The following is a 21,963-nucleotide window of genomic DNA, read 5'->3' on the forward strand; positions in this document are numbered from 1 at the left end:
TGCCAAAGACCCTTCGCGGATCGACCGCATGACAATGCGCGCCACGGCACTGCCCGCGGGCGATCCTGCCGTTCCGCCCAAATGCTTTCTGTTCCTGCAGGGGCCGATCTCGCCCTTTTTCGACGAAGTGGGCAGGGGTCTGCGGACGCTCGGCCACAAGGTGCACCGGATCAACCTCAATCTGGGCGACAGGCTCTTCTGGCGCGGCCCCGGTGGGGTGGATTTTCGCGGCCGCGCCGCCGGATGGCCGGACTTCGTCGCCGGCTTCATGGACCGCCATGGCGTCACCGACCTGGTGCTGCTGGGCGAGCAGCGCTCCTACAACAAGGCGGCCATCGCTGCGGCCGATGCGCGCGGCATCCGCGTGGCCGTTACCGATTTCGGCTATATTCGCCCCGACTGGATCGTGCTTGAGCGCGACGGCATGAATGCCGCCTCCCGTTTCACGCGCGATCCGGAGGAAATCGTGCGCACCGGCGCCACCCTGCCGCCGCCCGACCTGCAGGTCCACCACCGCGACGATTTCCGCAAGCAGGCTTTCTGGGACATGGTGTACCACCTCAGCGTCCTGCTGCCCTGGCCGTTTCCCCACTACGAAAACCATCAACTCTACAATCCCATCCTGACCTATCTCGGCATGGCGCGCCGGCTGCTGCGGCGGAGCAGCTACAACCGCCGCTCTGACGAGATCCTGAGGCGGCTCACGGGGCGCGGGCCCCTATTCCTGATGGCCATGCAGATGGAAACGGATTTCTCCATCCGTGCTTATTCGCGCTACCGCGACCTCGACACCGTGCTGCACGAGGTGGCGGCGAGCTTCGCCGGCCACGCGCCGCCCGACGCGCATCTGCTGGTGAAGGTGCATCCTCTCGATCCCGGCATGAAGAACTGGAAGCGCCGTTCCCGCCGCATTGCCCGCCAGTACGGACTTGAAGGGCGGATGCACTATCTCGGCGGCGGCAATCTGGGCGCCATCGTCGAGCAGGTGCAGGGCACGGTGACGGTGAACAGCACCGTGGGGCTGCGCTCGATCATCGACCACACGCCCACCTTTGCACTGGGAGAGGCACTGTACCGCATCCCCGGCCTGGTCTTCTCCGGCCCGCTGGACCGGTTCTGGACCGAGGCGACGCCGCCCGATATGGCGCTGCGCGAGGGTTTCCTGCGCTGCATCGCGCATTCGCTCCATATTCGCGGCGTCTACTACAATCGTCCCGGCCTGGATGTGGCGGTCAAGGCCGCGGTGCGGCGCCTGCATTTGGATCTGCTGAACCGGCCCGATCCGGAAACGCTGTATCCCAGCGACCCCGCCATGGTGGGCACTGCCGCGGCGGGCTGAGTCGCCCAAGGCAAACTTCCCGCCATGCCTCACGTTCTTCGCTGCATTGCAACAACGCAGAAGGGAGAACGCGCATGGCACGGTTCGACGGCAAGGTGGTGATCGTCACTGGCGCGGGCTCGGGCATTGGCGAGGGCGCGGCGCGGCGCTTCTCGGCAGAGGGCGCGATGGTGGTGCTGAGCGGCCGCACCGCCGGCAAGCTGGAAAAGGCGGCGCGAGGCCTGGACCCTGAGCGTACTCTGCTGCACGCGGCGGATGTTTCGGATCCGGCGCAGGTTCAGGAACTGATCGACGCCACGCTGCGGCGCTTCGGGCGGCTGGACGTGCTGGTCAACAATGCTGGCATCGCCGTGATGGGTCCGGTCGACGACATCAGCCTGGAAGACTGGCGCAAGGTCATGGCCACCGATGTGGACGGCGTGTTCCTGTGCAGCAAGGCAGCCTTGCCGGAGCTGAAGAAGAGCCGTGGCAGCATTGTCAATGTTTCTTCTGTTTCCGGCCTGGGCGGAGATTGGGGCATGAGCGCCTACAACGCCGCCAAGGGTGCGGTGACCAACCTGACGCGCGCCATGGCGCTGGACCTTGGCCCTGCCGGCGTACGGGTGAACGCGGTGAACCCGAGCTTCACCGCCTCTGAACTGACGGAGGAGATGCTGGCGGACGAGAAGCTGGTGGCGAAGTTCCGCGAGCGCATGCCGCTCGGCGCGCCCGCGATGCCTGACGACATTGCCGGGCCAATCCTGTTCCTGGCCAGCGAGGATGCGCGCTTCGTGACAGGGGTGAACCTGCCGGTGGATGGCGGGCTGATGGCTTCCAACGGCCAGCCGCCCCAGGCCTGAAGTTACCCTGCGGGCGGACTGGGGGGGCACCGCCCCCGTCCATCCTTCTTCAGCCCTTCTGCGGCGCCCTCACCGCCACATAGGCGTGCTGACCGTCACGAAGGATCTGCAGCGCCAGCGCATCGCCCCTGGCCGAGCGGATGGTGCTGACGGCTTGGTCAGGGCTCTGCACCGGCTTGTTGCCGACGCCCAGAATCACGTCGCCTGGCCGCAGCCCGGCATCCTCGGCGGGGCTGCCTGGCTGCACCTGGGCGATCACGGCGCCTTTTGTGCCAGCGGGGATGTCGGCGCCCGCGTGCTGCGCCTGTTCCACCGTGGCCAGGCCGACGCCGAGACGCGCATGCCCCTGGCGCTGTTCCTCTCCGGCCAGGCCCGCACCCTTGTCCTCCTGCAGCGCGGCCAGCTTCACCTTGAGCCGCTCCGTGCTGCCCTCGCGCAGGGCGGTGAGGCTGGTTTCCGTGCCCGGTGCCAGGTCGGCGACGGCCCGTGCGAGGTCACGCGGCGACTTCACCGCCGTGTCGCCCACCGCCGTCACCACATCGCCAGGCCTGAGGCCGGCGCGGGAAGCCGGGCTGTTCGCCTGCACTTGTGCCACCAGCGCACCTTCGCTTTTCCCGAGGCTCAGCGCTTCCGCCAGGGTCGCATCCACCGGCTGCGTGGTGGCACCGAGGAAGCCGCGCTGCACATGCCCGCTGGCTTCAAGCTGAGCGACCACGCTCTTCACCATGTTTGACGGAATGGCGAAGCCGATGCCGACCGAGCCGCCGGAAGGGGAGAAGATCGCGGTGTTGACGCCGATCACCGAACCATCCTGCGCAAAGAGCGGGCCACCGGAGTTGCCGCGATTGATGGAAGCGTCGATCTGCAGGAAGTCGTCATAGGGACCGCTGTGGATGTCGCGCCCGCGTGCCGAGACAATGCCAGCCGTGACCGTGCCGCCCAGGCCATAGGGATTGCCAACCGCCACCACCCAGTCACCAACACGGGCGGCATCCGAATCGCCAAGGTTCAGGAAGGGCAAGGGCTTTCCGGCCTCCACCTTCAGCAGGGCCAGGTCGGTGCGCGGATCGCGGCCGACGATCTCGGCCTTCAGCTCCTGGCCATCCTCCAGGGTAACGGTCACGGCGGTGGCGCCATCGACCACGTGGTTGTTGGTGACGACATGCCCTTCCGCATCGATTAGGAAACCGGAGCCCAGCGCCTGCGCCTTGCGGGATGGCCCGTCATCCTGCCCGAAATAGCGGCGGAACATGCGGTCCTGGGGCGAGCCCTCTGGGAAGGGAGAGGAAGTCTGCTCGGGCCGCGCGTTCTCGGTGGCGGTGATGGTGACCACGGCGGGCTTCACCTGCGTCACAAGGTCGCCGAAGCCCGGCAACGCCGCCCGGGGCGCCGAAACGGCGGATGGGTTGATGGCGCCCTGATGCTGGGCATCCTGCGCCTGGGCCGCCTGCGGCGCGGCGAACCACAGGCCCGTACCGCCCAGTGCGGTGCCGGCCATCAGCAGGGCGGCGAAGGCGGCGTTGCGGCGGCGTTTGCTGGGAGTGCTCATGATGGCGGTTCCTGTGCGGGGACGACGGACCGACAAGGACCCGCCGCTGTTCCTGCACTCTGCAAGCAGACCCGTGGAGGTCCCCCGACAGGATCATGAAAGAGTTTTCAGACTGTTCCGCATGGCCTGCCGCACCTGCTCCACCGCGTCCTCGACCGCCAGGGTGGCTGTATCCAGCACCAGATGCGCCTCCGGCCACGGAACGTAGCCGCGCGCCTGCACGTCAGCCCAGTCGGGCGGCGCGAGATGCGGAATATCGCCGGCGCGCCGTTCGACGCGGCGACGATGCTCGGAGGTGTCGCTGCACACCACCTCGATCTCCAGCATGGCGCAGCCGGCGCGCGAAGCGACCTGCCGCCATGCGGCGCGGGTCACCGGCAGCGGATTGACACAATCGACCACGACCTTCAGCCCCATGCGAAGCTGCGTCGCCGCCAGCTCATAGGCGACGTAGTAGCCTGCCGCACCGGGATCGGCGCCGGTTGCGTCCTGCATGGCCTGTTCGATCGTGTCGATGCGCAGAAACACTGCGGGCTCGCTGCGTGCGATGCGGCTGGCGATGCTGGTCTTGCCCACCCCGGGCAACCCTCCGAACACCAGCAGCATGGCGCCTCCCCGTTTTCTGGCGGCGTTCCTGACAGGCCCCCTCAGCCGGGCGGAGGCGGCGCGGCGGAGCCCAGCTCCAGCACAACCTTGGTGCCCTTTCCCGCCTCATGCAACGAGACTTTTCCGCCGTGCAGATGAGCGATGGCAGCCACCAGGGCGAGCCCAAGGCCGTTGCCTGGGGCATTGCGGCTGCGGTCGAGCCGGTAGAAGCGGCGCAGCACCTTTTCCCGTTCGGCCTCCGGGATGCCTGGTCCCTCGTCGCTCACGGAGAGCATCGGCCCGGGAAGTAGCGCCAGCCGGATGCGTCCCTCGCCATGATGCAGGGCGTTGTCGAGGAGATTGGCGATCGCCTGGCGCAGCAGGGCGGCGCTGCCGGCGATGTCGATCTCCCGCGCAACCTCCGCCACCAGCACCCGTCCGCTTTCATCGGCGACGGCGCCGTAGATCTCGGCCATTTCTGCAACCAAAGCCGAAAGGTCCAGGGATGCGAAGCCTTCGCGCCCAGCCCCGGCCTCGGCACGAGCGATGCGCAGCAGGGCGGCGAAGGTGTTCAAGGTCGCGTCGAGCTCGGCAATGGAGGCTTCCAGGGTGGTGGTGTCGGCGGCTGCCTCGCGCGGTGCAGCCAGGGCCGCCTCCAGCTTCTGCCGCAGGCGCGACAGCGGTGAGCGCAAGTCATGCGCCACGTCGTCGGTGACCTGGCGCAGCTCGGCCACCAGCGTCTCGATCCGAGCCAGCATGGCGTTGATCGTCTCCGCCAGCCGGTCGAATTCGTCGCCGCGTCCGGAGACGGGCAGGCGCCGTGAAAGATCGCCGCCGATCACCGCCTGCGCCGCGCCACTGATGCCAGCCAGGCGCCGCTCCAGCCGCCGCGCCACCAGGAAGGCGGCGGCCAGCGCCAGCAGCGCCGCCAGGGCGGCGGCGACCGGTGGGGTCCAGGCCAAGGTGGCGGCAGCGCGATCCACAGGGGCCAGCTCAGCCGCCACGATCAGGTTGGTGCCGTCGCGCAGCACCGCGCCGAGCGCGCGCCTCCGCCCGGCTTCGCCCTCCAGCGTCACGAAGCCGCGCAGCCGTGCCGGCGCCGAATCCATCCGGCCCGCGAGCGGTTGCCCGTCCGGCGCCAGCAGCAGCACCTGCAGTGGCCCGCCGCGACGCCCATAGAAGGTGGCCGCCTCCGCCAGGCCACGGAGTCCGTAGCTTTCATGATCGCGCAGCAAGCCCTCGATCTCGGCGGCCAGAACCAGGTCGAGCTGCTGCCGAAGCGCTTGCTGCGCCCGCAGCCAGCCCCATCCCGCACCCAACATGGAGGCCGCCAAAACAACCGCGCCCATCAGCAGCGCGACGCGCGGGGCAAAGCTGCGAAGAAAATTCATCAGCTCTCGGGTGCTGCGAGGATGTAGCCCGCGCCGCGCACCGTGTGGATCATCGGCTTGTCGCCTCCGGCCTCCAGCTTGCGCCGCAGCCGGCTGACATGCACGTCGATGACGTTGGTGGTGGGATCGAAGGAAAAATCCCACACCTTCTCCAGCAGCATGGTACGGGTCAGCACCTGACCGGGATGACGCATCATGTAGTCCAGCAGCCGGAACTCGGTGGGCAGCAGCTCGATGGCCTGGCCCGCGCGCGTAACCTGCCGGCGCAGCAGGTCCATGCGGAGGTCCCCCACGGCCAGCTCGGTCGGCTCGGCCGATGTTGCCGGACGGCGGGCCAGGGCGCGCAGCCGCGCGCGAAGCTCGGCAAAGGCGAAGGGCTTGGCGAGGTAATCGTCGGCGCCGGCTTCCAGCCCCTCCACCTTGCGGTCCACCTCACCCAGGGCCGTCAGCACCAGCACGGGCGTCGTGATGCCCGAGGCACGGATGGCGCGCAGGATGGCGATGCCGTCCGGTCCCGGCAGCATGCGGTCGGTGACGATGACCTCGAAGCTCTCGTTCAGCGCCAGGAACAGCCCGTCGCGGCCGGTGCGGGCGAGGTCCACCACATGGCCCTCCTCCCGCAAGCCTTTGGCGATGTAGTCGGCCGTGGCCGCATCGTCCTCGATCACCAGGATGCGCATGGGGATGCCTCAGGCCGCGAGGCCCTTGGAAACCTTTTCGTAAGTTCCCTTGGACAGGCCGGGACGCGCCAGGATGCGCCGCAATTCCTCGCGCATGATGGCCCCACGCGCCGCGTCCTGCCTTTTCCACTGGGCCAGCGGGCCGACCATGCGTGCCGCGACCTGGGTGTTCACCGCATCCAGCGCGATGACGCTGTCGGCCAGAAAGCGGTAGCCTTCCCCGGAGGCGGTGTGGAACCGGGCTGGGTTGCCGGCGGCGAAGGCGCCCACCAGGGCCCGAACGCGGTTCGGGTTGCGCAGGTCGAAATCCCTGTGCTGCAGAAGATCCTCCACGACCCGCAGCGTGTCTTCGCGGCTGGAGATGGCCTGGATGGTGAACCATTTGTCCAGCACAAGGTCATCGCCGCGCCAACGCGCATGAAAGGCGGCCAGTGCAGTCTCGCGCTCTGGTGCGTCGGAATCCGCCAGCACGCGCAGCGCCGACAGCACATCGGTCATGTTGCCGCCGGTTTCGAATTGCCGCGCAGCGCGTGCGATGCCGTCGCCGCCTTCCGCGCGGCCGATATAGGACAGCGCCGTGTTGCGCAGCGCCCGGCGACCGGTGGAGATGCCGTCGGTCCTGTAAGGCCCTGCATCCCTGAGTTCATCGTGCAGCGCGGCGAACCGTGCCATGAAACGCGTCCCCAGGCTCGCACGCAGGAATTGCCGCACGGCATGCACCGCCTCGGGATCGGCCGTGTCCATCTGGTCAGCGACGAAGTCCTCCGATGGCAACACCAGCGCCTCGGCGGCAAAGGCCGGGTCATCGGCTGCGCCGTCCAGCAGTGCCGAGATGTTGGAGGCGAGGCCCTCGGGCAGGGCCAGCGGCTTCTGGGCCCGGAATTCCTGCACCATGCGCAGCATCTCGGCCACCGCATATTGCTGACCGGAATCCCAACGAACAAAGGGGTCGCTGTCATGGGCGGCCAGGAAGCCGAGCTGCTCCAGCGACAGGCCGCTCAGCCGCACCGGGGCCGAGAAGCCGCGCAGCAGCGAGGGCACCGGTCGGGAAGCCAGTCCATCAAAGGTGAAATCCTGTTCCGCTTCTTCCAGCAGCAGCACCCCGGCACCCGGCAACTCGGCGCCGTCGGCACCGATCAACCCCATCCGGACGGGAATGGGAACCGGCAGCTTTTCCGGCTGGCCGGGTGTGGGCGGGGTCGACTGGGACAAAGTCAGCGTGTAGCGGCCGCTCGCCGGGTCGAAGGCGTCGCGCACGCGCAGCTCCGGCGTGCCCGCCTGCCCGTACCAGCGGCGGAACCGCGAAAGATCGACGCCCGAGGCGTCCTGCATCGCCTGGGCGAAATCCTCGATGGTGACGGCCTGGTTGTCATGACGCTGGATGTAGAGATCCATGCCGCGCCGGAAGGCCGCTTCGCCGATCAGGGCGCGCATCATCCGCACCACCTCGGCGCCCTTCTGGTACACGGTCGCCGTGTAGAAGTTGTTGATCTCGACATAGGAATCCGGGCGCACGGGATGCGCCATCGGCCCGGCATCCTCGGGAAACTGCGCCGCGCGCAGGCGACGCACGTCGGACAGGCGCTTCACCGCGGCCGAGCCCTGATCGGCGGAGAAGTGCTGATCGCGGAACACCGTCAGCCCTTCCTTCAGCGAGAGCTGGAACCAGTCGCGGCAGGTGACGCGGTTGCCGGTCCAGTTGTGGAAGTACTCGTGGGCCACAACGGTCTCGATGCCCTCGTAATCCGTGTCGGTGGCCGTTTCCGGCCGCGCCAGGATGTACTTGGTGTTGAAGACATTGAGGCCCTTGTTCTCCATCGCGCCCATGTTGAAGTCGGACACGGCGGCGATGTTGAACACGTCGAGGTCGTATTCGAGGCCGTAGGTATCCTCATCCCACTTCATGGAGCGCTTCAGCGAATCCATCGCGTGGCCGCAGGCGTCCTCATCGCCGCGCCGCACATAGATGGCCAGGGCGACATCGCGGCCGGACTGCGTGGTGAAGCTGTCCCGCGCCGCCACCAGATCGCCGGCGACCACGGCGAACAGGTAGGAGGGCTTGGGGTGCGGATCGACCCAGCGCGCCCAGTGCCGGCCATCGGGCAGCTCGCCCGCACCGTCCGGATTGCCGTTGGACAGCAGCACGGGGCAGGCGGCGCGCTCGGCCTCGATCGTGGTGGTGTAGCGCGCCATCACGTCGGGACGGTCCGGGAAGAAGGTGATGCGGCGGAAGCCTTCGGCCTCGCACTGCGTGAAGTAGTTGCCGCCGGACAAATAAAGGCCGGAGAGCTCGCTGTTGGCCTCGGGCGATATCTCCACCTCGGTCCTCAGGGTGAAGGCATCAGGCACTCCCGCGATGCGCAGGCCGCCACCCGGCAGCCTTGCCAGCCGGCCCGGTTCCAGCGGCGCCCCATCCAGCGCCGAGGAGATCAGCGTCAACGCCTCGCCATCCAGCTCCAGATCGGCGGCGGGTGCGGCCGCCGGGTTGCGGCGCATGGTCAGGCTGGCCGTTACCCGCGTGGCGCCGGGGTGCAGGGCCAGGTGCAGCTCCACGCTGTCGACCAGAAAGGCGGGCGGGCGGTAATCCTCGCGGCGGATGGTGGGCGGGGGAGTGGTTTCGGCGGTGGTCATGTCTCGCCCTCACGCATGCGGAACTGGCCCTCGACTATGGACCCGCCCCGGCGCCGCGGCCAGACCGGCACGGAGTTCTGGAACGGCGGGGCCGATGCGGTAAGCTCCCGGCTTTGCAGGGACGCGTCATGCCGGAGCTCTCAACTCTTTTCGTGTTCGCCTTGGCTTCGCTGGCGCTGGCCGTCACGCCAGGGCCCGACATGCTTCTGGTGGCCTCGCGCAGCGCCAGCCAGGGACGTGCGGCCGGCTTCGCCTCACTAGCCGGCATCCAGACCGGCCTGTTCTGCCACGCCCTGGCGGCAGCGCTGGGGCTGTCGCAGCTCTTTCTCGCCGTGCCCATCGCTTACGACGCACTGCGCTATGCCGGGGCGGCCTACCTGCTGTTCCTGGCCTGGCAGGCCTTCCGGTCGGGAGAAGCCACGGCGCGGCCGACGAATTCCGCGCCCCGCCATTCGGCGGGGCGGATGTTCAGGCAGGGCTTGCTGACCAACCTGCTGAACCCAAAAGTGGCGCTGTTCGTGCTCGCCCTGTTTCCACAGTTCCTGCGCCCTGAGGCCGGTTCCGTCACCCTGCAGATCCTGGTCCTGGCCACCGTGCTGAACGTTATCGGGCTGGCCGTGAACGGTCTGGTCATCCTGGCGGCCAGCCGGATGGCGCTGCGCCTGTCCGGGCGCGGGCGCTTCCGCCGGTTCTCCCAGGCCTTCCTGGGCGTGGTGTTTGCCGGGCTGGCGCTGCGGCTGGTGCTGGACGAGCGGCGGTGACGCCGCGGAAGGCCAGGGCCGGCGCTGCCCCCTAGCGCAGGGGGAAACCCAGACGCCGCAGCGCCTGCTTCAGCCCGTCCCGCCCGTGCAGGGAGGCAATCCTGCCCCAGCGCGACAGGGCTCGATCGGTCCAGCGATAGGCGCTCATCTCGTGCCGGGCACTGAAGCTGGCCAGGGCCTGGTCATAGGCGGCACGGTGCACGGGCTCGCCCGCTGCGTCGTAGCGCTCCCGGTGCAGCACGGCGGGCTGCGGCAGGCGCGGCTTCACCTCGGCGGAGCGTGCCTCATCGGCATAACCGACGCAAAGGCCGAACACCCCGGCAGCGCCGGGCGGCAGGTTCAGCAGCTCTGCCACCCGCTCCACATTGTTGCGCAGCGCGCCGATATACACGGTGGACAGGCCGATGGACTCCGCCGCCACCACGGCGTTCTGCGCCGCCAAGCCGGCATCCAGTGCGGCCACCAGAAAGGTTTCCAGGAAGGGCAGCCCCTCCAGCGCCGCGCCTTCCTCCGCCGCCAGCCGCTCGTGCCGCGACAGGTCGGCCAGGAACACCAGGAAGAGCGGGCATTGCTCGATATGCCGCTGCCCGCCCGCCACATCCGCCATCGCGGCCTTGGTGGCGGCATCGGTCACCGCGACCACGGACCAGCTCTGCATGTTGGAGGAGGTGGCGGCGGATTGCGCGGTGGCCACCAGCATGTCCAGCGTGCCGGCCGGCAGCGGATCGGGTCGATAGGCGCGCACGGAGCGGTGCGCCAGAAGCCCGGCGATGACCGGGTTCCAGGGGCCGCTTCCGGCGCCGGCGGGGATAGCCGCCTCGCCATAGCGGGCGGCATAGGCCTGAAGCTGATCGGTGCTCATGCCCCGCATCCTGCCCGCCCCTGGCCGGCTGGTCGAGGGGCTGCGCTTTCCGCCCCGTCGTGGCCCTAGTCGATCCGGATGCCCGTCTTCTGCACCAGCGCGCCGTAGCGCTCGGCATCGGTGCGGACCAGGGTGGCCGCATCTTCGGGCGTGCCGCCGCCGGGAATGTAGCCGTTCTCCTCCAGCCTTTTGCGGATATCGGGCTCGGCCAGACTGTCTCGCATCGCCTGGCTCAGCCTCTCCGTCACCGGCCCGGGCAGGCCGGCGGGACCGAGCAGCATGTACCAGACCACCGTGTCGAAGCCGGGGAAACCCATCTCGGCCACGGTTGGCAGGTCGGGCAAGGCCGGCACGCGCTGCGGCGTGGTGACGGCCAGGGCCCGCGTCGCCTCCGCGCGGATGTGCGGCAGGTGGGTGGGCAAGGTATCGATGGCGAGGTCGAGCGTGCCGGCCAGAAGGTCGTTCACCACCTGGCCGGTGCCGCGGTAGGGCACATGGGTCATGGAGATGCCGGCGGCCTGGCTCAGCATCTCGGCCGCCAGATGCTGCTGCGTCGCGACGCCGGAGGAGGCGTAGTTGAGCTTGCCCGGATGCGCGCGGGCATACTCGATCAGCCCCTTCAGGTCGCGGTAGGGCGCATCCTTCGGCACCATCACCACCAGTGGCACAGTGCCGGCGAGCGTGATGGGGGTGAAATCCTTCATCTGATCGTAGGGCGGCGGGCGCATCAGCGGCGCGACCACTGATTGCGTGCTGACCGTTCCCATCAGCACGCTGTAGCCATCGGGCCGCGCGCGCGCGACATTGGCCGCGGCCACGGTGCCGCTGGCCCCTGGGCGGTTCTCCACCGTGACCGGCTGGCCCAGCCGCTTGTGTAGGGAAGGCGACAGCAGCCGGGCAACGATGTCTGTGCCGCCACCGGGGGCGAACCCCACCAGCATGGAGACGGCACGGTTTGGGAAATCAGCCTGGGCCAGGGCGGGGCCGGCTAGGGTGGCGGGGAGGCACGAGGCGGCGATCCCGCCCAGCACGCGACGGCGTGTCGGCATTCCTGTCTTTTCCTCCTGGGTCATTCCCACATCGCCGGGTGCTCGTGCCCCGGCCTTCTTGCTTGAATCCGGACAGCCTGACGGCGCTTCCCTGCTCCGCCAAGCGGTTTTATCGCTTCAGCCGGGGTGACGGGCCGCTGCCGCCGGATGCGGCGCCAGCAGCCGCGGCGCCCCGAACAGCTTCTGTCGCCAGGGGCCGGGCGCGTACTCGGTCTTGAAGGCACCGCGCGCCTGCAATTCAGGCACCACCAGATCAACGAAATCCTCCAACCCTTCCGGCATCACGGTGCGGGACAGGTTGAAGCCGTCAATGTCGGCCGCCTCCGTCAGTCCGATCAGCGCCTCCGCGATCTGGGCGCCGGAGCCGACCAGCGGCTTCTGCCGGCTGCCGAGAATGAAGCTGTCGATCAGCCAGCGCTTGGTGAGCACGCCGCCTGCGGCGCGTTGCAGCCCGGCGATGTTGGACTGGATCGCCTGGCTTTCCGCGCCGCCCACCGGCTCATCCATGCCGAAGCGGGCGAAGTCGATCCCGAGGGAGGCGCTGGCATGGGCAAGCGCACCCTCGACGCTGGCATGGCGGCGGTAATCCTCCAGCCGGTCGCGCGCCTCGGCCTCGGTGCGGCCCGTCACCACGGTGGCCCCCATCAGGATCTGCAGCGGGCGCCCGGCGGCGCGGGCACGCAGGTCGGCGGCCAGGGCCGCGACCGCAGGCGCCGGCCCGCCATTGACGAAGACGCATTCCGCATGGGTCGCGGCGAAGCGCCGGCCGCGCTCCGATGCGCCGGCCTGGAACAAAAGCGGCGTGCGCTGAGGCGAGGGTTCACAGAGATGGATCGCCTCCATTCGGAATTGCCGCCCGTGATGCCGAGCAGGCCTGACCAGGGCGGGATCGGCGTAGAGGCCGCCCGCGCGGTCGGCCCGTACCGCGCCATCCGCCCAGCTGCCTTCCCACAGCGCGTAGACCACCTCCATGTATTCATCCGCGAGGTCGTAGCGGTCGTCATGCGCCATCTGCCGGTCGAAGCCCATGGCACGGGCGGCGCTGTCCAGATAGCCGGTGACGATGTTCCAGCCGACACGCCCGCCGGTCAGGTGATCCAGGCTCGACATCCGCCGGGCGAACAGGAAGGGCTGCTCGTAGGCGAGATTGCAGGTGATGCCAAAACCGAGGTCGGTTGTCGCCGCCGCCATGGCGGGCACCAGTACGGCGGGGTCCAGCAGCGGCACCTGCACGGCACCGCGCAGCGCCGCATCAGGGCTGCCGCCGAACACGTCGTAGATGCCCATCACGTCGGCCAGGAACAGCCCGTCGAACAGCCCGCGCTCCAGCGTCCGGGCCAGTCCGGTCCAATGCTCGATCCGGTGGTAGTCGGTGGAGCGGTCGCGCGGGTGCGTCCAGAGGCCCTGCTGGATGTGGCCGACGCAGGCCATGTCGAAGGCATTCAGTCGGATCTGGCGCGGCACGGGGCTCTCCTGGCGGCAAACCCACCCATCCTAGGAAACCGCTGCTTCCGGTCCAGCGCCTGTTGCATTCCTTGGCGCGAGCGGGTGTTTTCCGCGCCATCACCAAGCCTGGAGAGCCTAACCGACATGCCGGCCCGCCGTCCGAACTTTCCCGCCATGCTGGCCGCCCTCGGCCTTGCTGCGCTGGCGCCGCTTCCGGCGGCCCAGGCCCAGAATTCCGGGGGCACGCTGCGCGTGGCGCTCTCCGGCGAGCCGACTTCGGCCGATCCGCACAACTACTCGATGACCACCAACACCACGCTGCAGAACCACATCTTCGAAGCACTGACGGATGTGGACGCGGATCTTTCGGTGAAGCCCGGCCTCGCCACCTCCTGGGAGCGGACGGACGACCTCACCTGGGTGTTCCATCTGCGGGACGGGGTCACCTTCCACAATGGTGATGCCTTCGGCGCGCCGGACGTGCTGTTCTCCTTCTGCCGGACGTTGAACAATCCGGGCGAGGTGGTGTCCTCCTTCTCGCGCTATGTCCGCCGCTTCGCCAATGTGGAGGCGCTGGACGAGCGCACGCTGCGCATCACCACCAAGGCGCCCGAGCCGCTGATGCTGACCGACGTGAACCGGGTCGCCATCCTGCCCCGGGGCCTGATCGGGGGTGCGAAGCTCGATTTCAGCAAGGGCGACACTTGCGGCCATGCGGGCGAATGGCCAACCGCGGCGCAGTTCGCCAACGCCACCGCCGCCATCGGCACCGGACCCTTCAAGCTGAAGAGCTTCACTCCGGGCGGCGCCATCCTGCTCGACCGCAACGATGCCTATTGGGGCCAGAAGCCGGCCTGGGCACATGTGCGGCTGCTGCCCATCACCGCCGCCGGTCCGCGCATGGCCGCCCTGCTGGCCGGCGATCAGGACGTCATCGAGAGCCCGGCAACGGGCGACCTGGCGCAGCTCCGCGCCAATCCGGCCTTCACCCTGGCCGCCAAGCCAACCACGCGGCTGATCTTCATCCAGCTCGACGCCGACCGCAGCCCCAGCCCCTTCGTCAATGGCGGCAAAGGTGAGAATCCGCTGCGCGATGCACGGGTCCGCCAGGCGCTTTCCATGGCCCTCGACCGCAAGGCCATTGAGAGTCGCGTGATGGACGGTGTTGCCACGCCCGCCACGCAGTACCTGCCGAACGGCATGACCGGCACCATCGCCGACCTGCCCGTTCTGCCCTATGACCCGGCGCGGGCCAAGGCGCTGCTGGCCGAGGCTGGGTACAAGGACGGCTTCTCCATGACCTTCCACGCCACGAACAACCGCTACATCAACGATGCGCGGCTGGCCCAGGTGCTGACCCAGTTCTGGAACCGGATCGGGGTGAAGGTGGAGCTGGACGTCATGCCCTCCTCCGTGTTCTTCGGCCGGCGCGGCAAGAAGGATTTCTCCGTCTCCATGGGCGGCTGGTCGGCCGATGCCGCCGAGACGCTGATGTTCTTCCGCAACTGGCTGGTCAGCATGGATCGTGCCCAGGGTGTCGGCACCAGCAATTACGGCGGCTATTCCAGCCCGCGCTTCGACGAGCTGACCCACAAGGCCATGGCCACCATGGATGATGCCGAGCGCGACGCGGTGCTGCGCCAGGCCAGCCAGGTGGCGCTGGACGAGATGCCGGTGATCCCGATCCAGTTCGAGAATGCGGTGTGGGCCATGAAGAAGGGCCTCGCCTATGGCGGGCGGGTGGATCAAACCACCGCCGCCGCCGAGATCCGGCCAGCTGAATGAGCCGGTGGCGGCGGGGTGCTTCGGCGCCTTGCCGCTCCCTTTCCGCAGGACCGTCCAGGAACCCTTCCATGAGCTTCACCGAGACGCTGGCCGCCGCCCTGGCCCCGTTGGGCCGGCAGGCCATCCCCTATATCGACGAGGCGGGCGACCCTTCCCGCCCACTGTTGCTGCACACCTACCGGCCCAACGGCTTCACCGAGGACAGCCCGGTGGTGATCGTGCAGCATGGGATGAAGCGGAATGGCGACGAGTATCGCGACTTCTGGATCCCAGCGGCCGATCGGCACAAGCTGCTGATTGTCGCGCCGACCTTCGGGGACGACGAGTATCCCGGCGCGTCACTCTATAATAATGGCCACGTCCTGGCCGAGGACGGGGCCGTGCGGCCGCGCCATCAATGGGGCTACGAGGTGCCTGCCCGTGTTTTCGGCCTGCTGCGCGAGGCTGGCATCACCCGCCGCGCGCGGGCGCATCTCTTCGGCCATTCGGCGGGCGGGCAGTTCGGCCATCGCCTGGCCTCCACCCAGCCGCTCACCAGTTTCGAGGCCATCGCCGTGGGCAATCCGGGCTGGTACACCCTGCCGACCCTGGACCGGCGCTTCCCCGAGGGCATGGGCGGCATCGGCCTCGCGGATGGCGCGGTGGAAGCGCTGCTCGCCTACCCCCTGCTGCTTCTGGCCGGCGAGCAGGACATCGAAACCTCAGGGCCCAGCCTGCCGGCCAACCCGGAGGCGGTGGCGCAGGGTGCCCATCGGTACGCCCGGGCGGCCCACTACCTCGCCGCCGGGCAGCGGGAAGCCGAGCGACGCGGCATTACCTGCCGCTGGCGCCTGCAATCCGTGCCGCATATCGGCCATGACGGAGCGGCCATGTCGCGTGTCTGCGCCAGCCTCTGGTTTGAGGGCACCATGCCGCCCGACAACATCCTGGCCGAGTGGGGCGGGCAGTCGAGCCTCTGAGGCTGCGCCGGGCGGCGCTTGCCGCCCTTAGCGCTGGCCGAAGATGGCAGTGCCGATCCGCACATGGGTGGCGCCGTGGGCGATAGCGGCCTCGAAATCGCCGCTCATTCCCATGGACAGCACGGGCAGGCCGAGTCGCGACGCCGCCTCCGCCATGGCGGCGAAATGCGGTGCGGGGTCGTCCTCGGCCGGAGGGATGCACATGAGGCCGCCGATCTTCAGCCGATGAACCTCGCGGCATTCGGCCACGAAGTCATCGAGCGCATCGGGATCGATTCCCGCTTTCTGTTCCTCCCGGCCAATATTCACCTGCACCAGCATGGCGGGCGAGCGGCCTTCCCGCACGATGGCCTCGGCCAGGGCGGCAGCGAGCTTCGGGCGGTCCAGGCTCTCGATGACATCGGCGATGCGCACCGCGTCCCGCGCCTTGTTGGTTTGCAGCGCGCCGATGATGTGCAGCCGGAGGGAAGGGTGCGCCGCACGCAGCGGCGGGAACTTGCCCGCGGCTTCCTGCACGCGGTTCTCGCCGAACACGACCTGCCCGGCCGCCAGCGCTTCCGCCACCGACTCGGCGGGGTGAAATTTGGACACGGCGACCAGGCTCACGGTGGCAGGATCGCGCCCGGCCCGGGTCGCGGCCCCGGCAACACGCTCGCGCACCTGGCGGAGATTTTCGGCGATGGAGGTCATGGCGTGAGAACCCTAGAAGCGGCGGCCTTGCGGCTCAAGAAGCGGCGCATGGCCCGGCGTGGTATCATGCCCCGGCTCTGGCTGTTCAGCGATCCCGCCCGCCTGCCGGACCCCCACGCCGCCCTGGCGGCCCTGCCGCGCGGGAGCGGGGCGGTGGCGCGCGGTGTCCATGCTCCCTTGCTGCCGCGGCTGGTTCGGTTGGCACGGCGACGGGGCGGCGTGCTGCTGGTCGGCGGCCATGGTCGGGCGGCCCTGAGGCTGCGCGCTGGCCTGCATCTGCCGGACCGTCCCACAACATCGGAATTGCTGCCCTTTCTGATCGCCCGCCGGCGCGGCGCGGCCTGGGCGGTGTTGTCGGCGGCGGCTCATGGCCCTGCCGGGTTGCGCCGGGCACGGCGGCTGGCGGCGGATCTGGTGTTCCTTTCGCCCGCCTTTCCGACGCCGAGTCACCCCGGCGCGCCGGTCCTGGGGCCGCTGCGTTGGGCGGCCCTGGCACGGCGGGCCGGGCGACCTTGCGCGGCGCTGGGCGGCATCACGCCGGCAACGGCCGGACGCTTGCCCCGGGGGGTAGCCGGCCTGGCCGCCATCACCGCCCTGATGCGGTGAAACTGGGGAGCGGCGGGAGCTATGTTGCGCTTGTGCCACAGTGTTTCAATGAAGTCGCGGCGGCCGCAAGCGGAGCATTGCCCGTGGCGGCCGCGCCGAAGCATAGTCCGCGTCAGGCCTGACTAGCCCTGCGAACTTTATGCGTGGGGCCCTGCCGAGGGGGGCAGGCGGGCCGCGGGACCAGCCGGATGCTCCGGCGCGTGAGGAGGACTAGGGATGCGCAAGATTCTGTTGGCGACCACGGCGGTCGTCGCCACCGCCGTGCTCGGCATGGCCGAGGTGAAGGCCCAGGAAGCCCCGACGGTTCGGGTCGGTGGTTACTTCCGGTTCAACTACGCCTTCACCGACCAGGATGTCGGCCTCGGCCCCAACCGCAGCACCGCCAACCAGGGCAAGTCCGACTTCGCCTCGGATAACGAGATCCACGTGATCGTCCAGGGCAAGGCCGCCAACGGCATCAGCTATGGTGCGACCATCGAGGTTCAGAGCGACCTGAACCGTGAGGCCGGCCCGGGCTTCTCCAAGACCTCCGTGGACATCGACGAGATGTACATGTGGATCTCCTCGCCCACCGCTGGCCAGCTGCGCTTCGGTGACGAGGACGGTGTGGTGCTCGGCGCCTTCGCCAATGGCTGGATCACCAACTTCGGCACCGGCGGCGTCGACGGCGACGCCTGGGACAACGTGATCGGTGCCAACTATCGCCCGGCCTACATCGCCGGCGGTTACCTGAACGACAGCACCAAGATCATCTACACCTCGCCGCAGTTCTTCGGCTTCGACTTCGGCGCCTCCTTCGGCTTCAACACCGGCGAGGGCGAGGATAGCGGCTGCGAGACCTTCGGCGTCGGCTGCGACCGCACGGACAGCTTCCCGTACGGTACCCCGCGTCGTAAGAACGAGGTGCAGGCCGCCGTTCGTTACCGTGGCTCCTTCGCCGGTGTCGGCCTGGCCGCCACCGCGGGTTACATCGGTTCGGGCGTGACCAAGAACACCGCCGGCCAGTCGGCCGACGGCCTCGCGGTCGGCGTGTTCGGCCTGCAGGCGACGGCGTATGGCGCCACCATCGGTGCGAACTACGCCTATGGCGTGGCGAATAGCGGCCTCAACGTGCTCACCAATGGTATCGACAACCGCGACATGACCAACCTGATGGTCGGCGGTTCGTACACCTGGCAGGCGTTGACCGTCGGTGCCGCCGCCAACTGGCAGGTCTCGGCCGGCAACGTGAACGCCCCGGCCGCCCGCAAGGACAAGATCTGGTCGGTGGGCGCGAACTATGCCCTGGCGCCGGGTCTGGCGCTGGTCGCCGAGTACACCAACGGCACCACCGAAGAAGGTGGCGTGGACCGCGGCCAGGGCGTTGGCAACAAGACCAACGCCAACGTGCTCATTGTCGGTACGCGCATCGCCTTCTGATCCCCTGCGGGAACGGAAAGCATGGGGCGGCGGGGCAACCCGCCGCCCTTTTTGCGTTTTTGCGCTTGATCGCCCCGCTGCCCCGCCTATCGTGCGGCGGCCATGCGCAAGCTTCTCGCCCTAGGGCTGATCATCCCCCTCGCCGCCTGCGGCTATGGCCGCCAGGTGCAGAACGACGAATATTTCGACGACAGCCGGCGTGCCCAGGTTCGCGGCAGGCTCAGCGGCTCGGACGGGGTGCTGATTCTCGGCACCGACCGCTCGACGCCGCAGGGCGGCGCGGCGCAGGAAGGCGGGGCGCTCGGCGTCAACGCCTATCTCTGGCGCGCCACGCTGGACACGCTGTCCTTCCTGCCGCTGACCTCGGCCGATCCCTTCGGCGGCGTCATCATCACCGACTGGTATTCGCCGCCCTCCACGCCCAACGAGCGCTTCCGCGCCACGGCCTACATTCTGGGCCGCCAGCTGCGGTCTGACGGCGTACGGGTCACGGTGTTCCGGCAGGAGCAGCGGGGCGGCGCCTGGGTGGATGCCCCCGTGGCGCAGAACACCAACACCGACATGGAGAACCAGGTGCTGGCCAGGGCTCGCGAATTGCGGAGCCAGTCAGCCAGCAATTGACGATCATCCCATTCCCACCAAGGGCAGGCTCAGGCCTGCCCTTTCGCGTTGTGGGAGGCCGATTCGCAGACGTGCCCTTCCCTTGGCGACGCCAAGCCCGTATCCCTCTAGCCCGAGCCCCGCTGTTCAGCCCGGGGCCTTGCCCGATGTCCCGATAGTCCGGTCCCATGAACGACTCTGCCATTCCTGCCCGTTACGATTTCGCCGCCGCCGAGCCGCGCTGGCAGAAGGCCTGGACCGAGGCACGCTGCTTCCAGGTGCCTGATGTGCCGGATGGCAGCCGCCCAAAGTATTATGTTCTTGAAATGTTCCCCTATCCCTCGGGCAAGATCCATATGGGGCATGTGCGGAACTATACGTTGGGCGACGTGGTCGCGCGCTACAAGCGCGCGCGCGGGCACCAGGTTCTGCACCCGATGGGCTGGGATGCCTTCGGGCTTCCGGCGGAGAACGCTGCCCGCGAGCGCGGTGTGCATCCCGCCCAGTGGACCTACTCCAACATCGCCGCCATGCGCGCCGAGCTGCAGCGCATGGGCCTGTCGCTGGAATGGGACCGTGAGTTCGCCACCTGTGATCCGACTTATTACGGGCATCAGCAGAAGCTGTTCCTGGAGCTGCTGAAGGCTGGACTCGCCGAGCGCAAGGAAAGCTGGGTCAATTGGGACCCTGTGGACCACACGGTGCTTGCCAACGAGCAGGTGATCGATGGACGCGGCTGGCGCTCCGGCGCCATGGTCGAGAAGAAGAAGCTGTCCCAGTGGTTCCTCTCGATCACCAAGTATGCGCCGGAGTTGCTGGACGCGCTGGACGGGCTCGACCGCTGGCCTGAGCGCGTGAAGCTGATGCAGGCCAACTGGATCGGCCGGAGCGAGGGCGCGCGCGTCCGATTCGCACTGGATTCACCGGCCGGGGGAATCGACGAGGTCGAGGTCTTCACCACCCGGCCCGACACGCTGTTCGGCATGTCCTTCCTGGCCGTGGCGGCGGAGCATCCCTTGGCCCAAGCCGCCGCGGCGAACAACCCAAAGGTGGCCGCATTCATCGCGGAGGTGCGCAGCCTGGGCACCTCGGAGGCCAGCATCGAGCAGGCGGAGAAGCGCGGCATCGATACGGGGCTGCGCGTCCGTCATCCCTTTATCGAAGGTGCAACCTTTCCAGTCTGGATCGCGAATTTCGTGCTGATGGAATACGGGACAGGCGCCATCTTCGGCTGCCCTTCCGGCGACCAGCGCGACCTGGACTTCGCCCGCAAGTACGGCCTGCCGGTGCCTCCCGTCATCCTGCCGCCGGGAGAGGACGTGGCGTCGTTCCAGATCGCCGACGCGGCCTATACGGATGAGGGCACGCTGATCCATTCCGGCTTCCTCAACGGGCTCGGCACGGCAGAGGGCAAGCGCGCCGCCATCGACGCGCTGGAGAAACAGGGCGCCGGCACGGGGGTGGTGAACTGGCGCCTGCGCGACTGGGGCGTCTCGCGCCAGCGCTACTGGGGCTGCCCCATTCCGGTGATCCACTGCGACGCCTGCGGCACGGTGGCGGTGCCGGACGACCAGCTTCCCGTGGTGCTGCCGGAGGATGTGGATTTCTCCAAGTCCGGCAATCCCCTGGACCACCACCCGAGCTGGAAGCATGTGAGTTGCCCGTCCTGCGGCAAGCCGGCCCGGCGGGAAACGGACACCTTCGACACCTTTGTCGACAGCTCCTGGTATTTCGCCCGCTTCACCGCCCCCAAGGCCAACACGGCCCTGGTGCCGGAGGCGGCGAATGGCTGGCTTCCGGTAGACCAGTATATTGGCGGCATTGAGCACGCCATCCTGCACCTGCTCTATTCCCGCTTCTTCACCCGTGCCCTGTCCGGCCTGGGCCATCTCAGGACGCCAGAGCCCTTTGCCGGGCTGTTCACCCAAGGCATGGTGCAGCATGCCTCCTACAAGGCTCAGGATGGCCGATGGCTGTCCCCCGAGGAAGTGGATGTCGCCGCCGATGGATCGGCGACCGACAAGGCCAACGGCCTCGCCGTGACGGTATCGCGCAACGACAAGATGTCGAAGTCGAAGCGCAACACGATCGATCCCGGCGCCATCATCGACCAGTACGGCGCCGACACCGCCCGCTGGTTCATCCTGGCCGACAATCCGCCCGACCGCGACATGGAATGGACAGCGGCCGGTGTGGCGGGCGCTTCGCGCTTCAGCCAGCGGCTCTGGCGCTTGGTGAACAACGCGGCCGCTGTGCTGCCTGATGCGGCGGTGGCCCCTGCCCCCGATGCGGCACGTGACCTGCGTCGTGCCACACACCGCACGATCGCCGCCGTGACCGAGGCGCTCGAAACCTTCGCCTTTAACGTGGCGGTTGCCCGCATCCACGAATTCGCCAACATTCTGGAAGCAAGCCAGGAGGCCGATGGCGCGGCCCGCCGCGAGGCACTGGAGGCAGCGGCCCGCTTGATCAGCCCGATGATGCCGCATCTGGCCGAGGAGCTATGGTCGCTCCTGCGCCCCGATGGAGGGCTGGTGGCCGATCTGCCCTGGCTCGTGGCCGATGCGGAGATTGCCCGCGCCGACAGCGTGACGCTGGCCGTGCAGGTGCTGGGCAAGCTGCGCGCCACCATCTCGGTGCCGGTCGGCGCCGATGAGGCCACTGTCTTCGCCGCTGCCGAGGCGGAGGAGAATGTTCAGCGCGCCATTGACGGGCGCCCCATCCGAAAGCGCATCCATGTCCCGGGCCGGATCGTCAACTTCGTTGTCTGAG

The 21,963-nt window shown here is 68.6% G+C and carries 18 protein-coding genes; 9 read left to right on the forward strand and 9 right to left on the reverse strand.

All coding sequences use genetic code 11. The features are described from left to right. Positions 1-28: 28 nt before the first annotated feature. Together ACFOD4_RS08700 and ACFOD4_RS08705 are read left to right on the forward strand one after the other, a co-directional pair. Positions 29-1,339 (forward strand): capsule biosynthesis protein, encoded by a 1,311-nt coding sequence (locus ACFOD4_RS08700; protein WP_379595629.1) that lies wholly within the window; start codon positions 29-31, stop codon positions 1,337-1,339. A gap of 74 nt (positions 1,340-1,413) precedes the next feature. Further along, a complete protein-coding gene (locus tag ACFOD4_RS08705) occupies positions 1,414-2,178 on the forward strand; it encodes a meso-2,3-butanediol dehydrogenase (protein WP_379595630.1) in 765 nt (254 codons plus the stop codon). Positions 2,179-2,227: 49 nt separating this feature from the next. Here ACFOD4_RS08705 and ACFOD4_RS08710 read toward each other — a convergent pair whose 3' ends face one another. The 5 genes from ACFOD4_RS08710 to pepN form a co-directional block, all read right to left on the reverse strand. Continuing rightward, the gene (locus ACFOD4_RS08710) at positions 2,228-3,727 is read right to left on the reverse strand and encodes a DegQ family serine endoprotease (protein ID WP_379595632.1); all 1,500 of its coding nucleotides are present in this window, start codon (positions 3,725-3,727) and stop codon (positions 2,228-2,230) included. Between the two features lie 93 nt (positions 3,728-3,820). Further along, positions 3,821-4,333: an AAA family ATPase gene (locus ACFOD4_RS08715; protein WP_379595634.1), complete on the reverse strand. Its 513-nt coding sequence runs from the start codon at positions 4,331-4,333 to the stop codon at positions 3,821-3,823. Between the two features lie 41 nt (positions 4,334-4,374). Further along, positions 4,375-5,703 carry a sensor histidine kinase gene (locus tag ACFOD4_RS08720; protein WP_379595635.1) on the reverse strand — a complete coding sequence of 443 codons (1,329 nt, stop codon included), beginning with the start codon at positions 5,701-5,703 and terminating at the stop codon, positions 4,375-4,377. Beyond that, on the reverse strand, positions 5,703-6,383 hold the full coding sequence (locus ACFOD4_RS08725; protein ID WP_379595637.1) for a winged helix-turn-helix domain-containing protein: 681 nt from the start codon (positions 6,381-6,383) through the stop codon (positions 5,703-5,705). Before ACFOD4_RS08725 ends, ACFOD4_RS08720 begins: the two co-directional genes overlap by 1 nt. 9 nt (positions 6,384-6,392) lie before the next feature. Then, positions 6,393-9,014, reverse strand: coding sequence for an aminopeptidase N (pepN, locus tag ACFOD4_RS08730; RefSeq protein ID WP_379595639.1), 2,622 nt, complete (start codon positions 9,012-9,014; stop codon positions 6,393-6,395). Between the two features lie 128 nt (positions 9,015-9,142). Between pepN and ACFOD4_RS08735 the strand changes: the two genes are divergently transcribed. Then, positions 9,143-9,775, forward strand: coding sequence for a LysE family translocator (locus tag ACFOD4_RS08735; protein ID WP_379595641.1), 633 nt, complete (start codon positions 9,143-9,145; stop codon positions 9,773-9,775). A 31-nt stretch (positions 9,776-9,806) separates the two neighbouring features. Here the strand turns inward: ACFOD4_RS08735 and ACFOD4_RS08740 are convergent, their stop codons facing one another. From ACFOD4_RS08740 to ACFOD4_RS08750, 3 genes are all read right to left on the reverse strand, one after another. Continuing rightward, on the reverse strand, positions 9,807-10,637 hold the full coding sequence (locus ACFOD4_RS08740; protein WP_379595642.1) for an NADPH-dependent oxidoreductase: 831 nt from the start codon (positions 10,635-10,637) through the stop codon (positions 9,807-9,809). A 65-nt stretch (positions 10,638-10,702) separates the two neighbouring features. Further along, entirely contained in the window at positions 10,703-11,686 is a 984-nt protein-coding gene (locus ACFOD4_RS08745) for a Bug family tripartite tricarboxylate transporter substrate binding protein (protein WP_379595644.1), read from the reverse strand. 117 nt (positions 11,687-11,803) lie between these two features. After that, entirely contained in the window at positions 11,804-13,150 is a 1,347-nt protein-coding gene (locus ACFOD4_RS08750) for an LLM class flavin-dependent oxidoreductase (RefSeq protein ID WP_379595645.1), read from the reverse strand. 126 nt (positions 13,151-13,276) lie between these two features. Here ACFOD4_RS08750 and ACFOD4_RS08755 point away from each other — a divergent pair, with 126 nt between their 5' ends. Continuing rightward, positions 13,277-14,917, forward strand: coding sequence for an ABC transporter substrate-binding protein (locus tag ACFOD4_RS08755; RefSeq protein WP_379595646.1), 1,641 nt, complete (start codon positions 13,277-13,279; stop codon positions 14,915-14,917). Between the two features lie 68 nt (positions 14,918-14,985). Next, complete coding sequence (locus tag ACFOD4_RS08760) at positions 14,986-15,876, forward strand: alpha/beta hydrolase (protein WP_379595647.1); 891 nt, start codon at positions 14,986-14,988, stop codon at positions 15,874-15,876. A gap of 27 nt (positions 15,877-15,903) precedes the next feature. On the opposite strand, the gene ACFOD4_RS08765 is transcribed toward ACFOD4_RS08760, so the two are convergent. Beyond that, positions 15,904-16,566 (reverse strand): YggS family pyridoxal phosphate-dependent enzyme, encoded by a 663-nt coding sequence (locus ACFOD4_RS08765; RefSeq protein ID WP_379595648.1) that lies wholly within the window; start codon positions 16,564-16,566, stop codon positions 15,904-15,906. Positions 16,567-16,569: 3 nt separating this feature from the next. On the opposite strand from ACFOD4_RS08765, the gene ACFOD4_RS08770 reads away from it, so the two are divergent. The 4 genes from ACFOD4_RS08770 (at position 16,570) to leuS (ending at position 21,962) form a co-directional block, all read left to right on the forward strand. Next, the gene (locus ACFOD4_RS08770) at positions 16,570-17,172 is read left to right on the forward strand and encodes a thiamine phosphate synthase (RefSeq protein ID WP_379595650.1); all 603 of its coding nucleotides are present in this window, start codon (positions 16,570-16,572) and stop codon (positions 17,170-17,172) included. 216 nt (positions 17,173-17,388) lie between these two features. Beyond that, positions 17,389-18,591 (forward strand): porin, encoded by a 1,203-nt coding sequence (locus ACFOD4_RS08775; protein WP_379595652.1) that lies wholly within the window; start codon positions 17,389-17,391, stop codon positions 18,589-18,591. A gap of 102 nt (positions 18,592-18,693) precedes the next feature. Further along, the gene (locus ACFOD4_RS08780; protein ID WP_379595653.1) at positions 18,694-19,212 is read left to right on the forward strand and encodes a DUF3576 domain-containing protein; all 519 of its coding nucleotides are present in this window, start codon (positions 18,694-18,696) and stop codon (positions 19,210-19,212) included. 167 nt (positions 19,213-19,379) lie between these two features. Further along, on the forward strand, positions 19,380-21,962 hold the full coding sequence (gene leuS / locus ACFOD4_RS08785) for a leucine--tRNA ligase (RefSeq protein WP_379595654.1): 2,583 nt from the start codon (positions 19,380-19,382) through the stop codon (positions 21,960-21,962). Position 21,963: the final 1 nt, after the last annotated feature.

This window comes from Teichococcus globiformis (genome assembly GCF_042646265.1).
In the GTDB taxonomy this organism is placed as follows: Bacteria; Pseudomonadota; Alphaproteobacteria; order Acetobacterales; family Acetobacteraceae; genus Pseudoroseomonas; species Pseudoroseomonas globiformis.

Bases quoted from the DNA above. Each gene is read 5' to 3' on its own strand.
- ACFOD4_RS08735 (WP_379595641.1), top strand. From the start codon at position 9,143: ATGCCGGAGCTCTCAACTCTTTTCGTGTTCGCCTTGGCTTCGCTGGCG.
- ACFOD4_RS08710 (WP_379595632.1), bottom strand. From the start codon at position 3,727: ATGAGCACTCCCAGCAAACGCCGCCGCAACGCCGCCTTCGCCGCCCTG.
- ACFOD4_RS08700 (WP_379595629.1), top strand. From the start codon at position 29: ATGACAATGCGCGCCACGGCACTGCCCGCGGGCGATCCTGCCGTTCCG.
- ACFOD4_RS08740 (WP_379595642.1), bottom strand. From the start codon at position 10,637: ATGAGCACCGATCAGCTTCAGGCCTATGCCGCCCGCTATGGCGAGGCG.
- ACFOD4_RS08745 (WP_379595644.1), bottom strand. From the start codon at position 11,686: ATGCCGACACGCCGTCGCGTGCTGGGCGGGATCGCCGCCTCGTGCCTC.
- leuS (WP_379595654.1), top strand. From the start codon at position 19,380: ATGAACGACTCTGCCATTCCTGCCCGTTACGATTTCGCCGCCGCCGAG.
- ACFOD4_RS08755 (WP_379595646.1), top strand. From the start codon at position 13,277: ATGCCGGCCCGCCGTCCGAACTTTCCCGCCATGCTGGCCGCCCTCGGC.
- pepN (WP_379595639.1), bottom strand. From the start codon at position 9,014: ATGACCACCGCCGAAACCACTCCCCCGCCCACCATCCGCCGCGAGGAT.
- ACFOD4_RS08705 (WP_379595630.1), top strand. From the start codon at position 1,414: ATGGCACGGTTCGACGGCAAGGTGGTGATCGTCACTGGCGCGGGCTCG.
- ACFOD4_RS08765 (WP_379595648.1), bottom strand. From the start codon at position 16,566: ATGACCTCCATCGCCGAAAATCTCCGCCAGGTGCGCGAGCGTGTTGCC.
- ACFOD4_RS08725 (WP_379595637.1), bottom strand. From the start codon at position 6,383: ATGCGCATCCTGGTGATCGAGGACGATGCGGCCACGGCCGACTACATC.
- ACFOD4_RS08780 (WP_379595653.1), top strand. From the start codon at position 18,694: ATGCGCAAGCTTCTCGCCCTAGGGCTGATCATCCCCCTCGCCGCCTGC.
- ACFOD4_RS08760 (WP_379595647.1), top strand. From the start codon at position 14,986: ATGAGCTTCACCGAGACGCTGGCCGCCGCCCTGGCCCCGTTGGGCCGG.
- ACFOD4_RS08715 (WP_379595634.1), bottom strand. From the start codon at position 4,333: ATGCTGCTGGTGTTCGGAGGGTTGCCCGGGGTGGGCAAGACCAGCATC.
- ACFOD4_RS08720 (WP_379595635.1), bottom strand. From the start codon at position 5,703: ATGAATTTTCTTCGCAGCTTTGCCCCGCGCGTCGCGCTGCTGATGGGC.
- ACFOD4_RS08775 (WP_379595652.1), top strand. From the start codon at position 17,389: ATGCGCAAGATTCTGTTGGCGACCACGGCGGTCGTCGCCACCGCCGTG.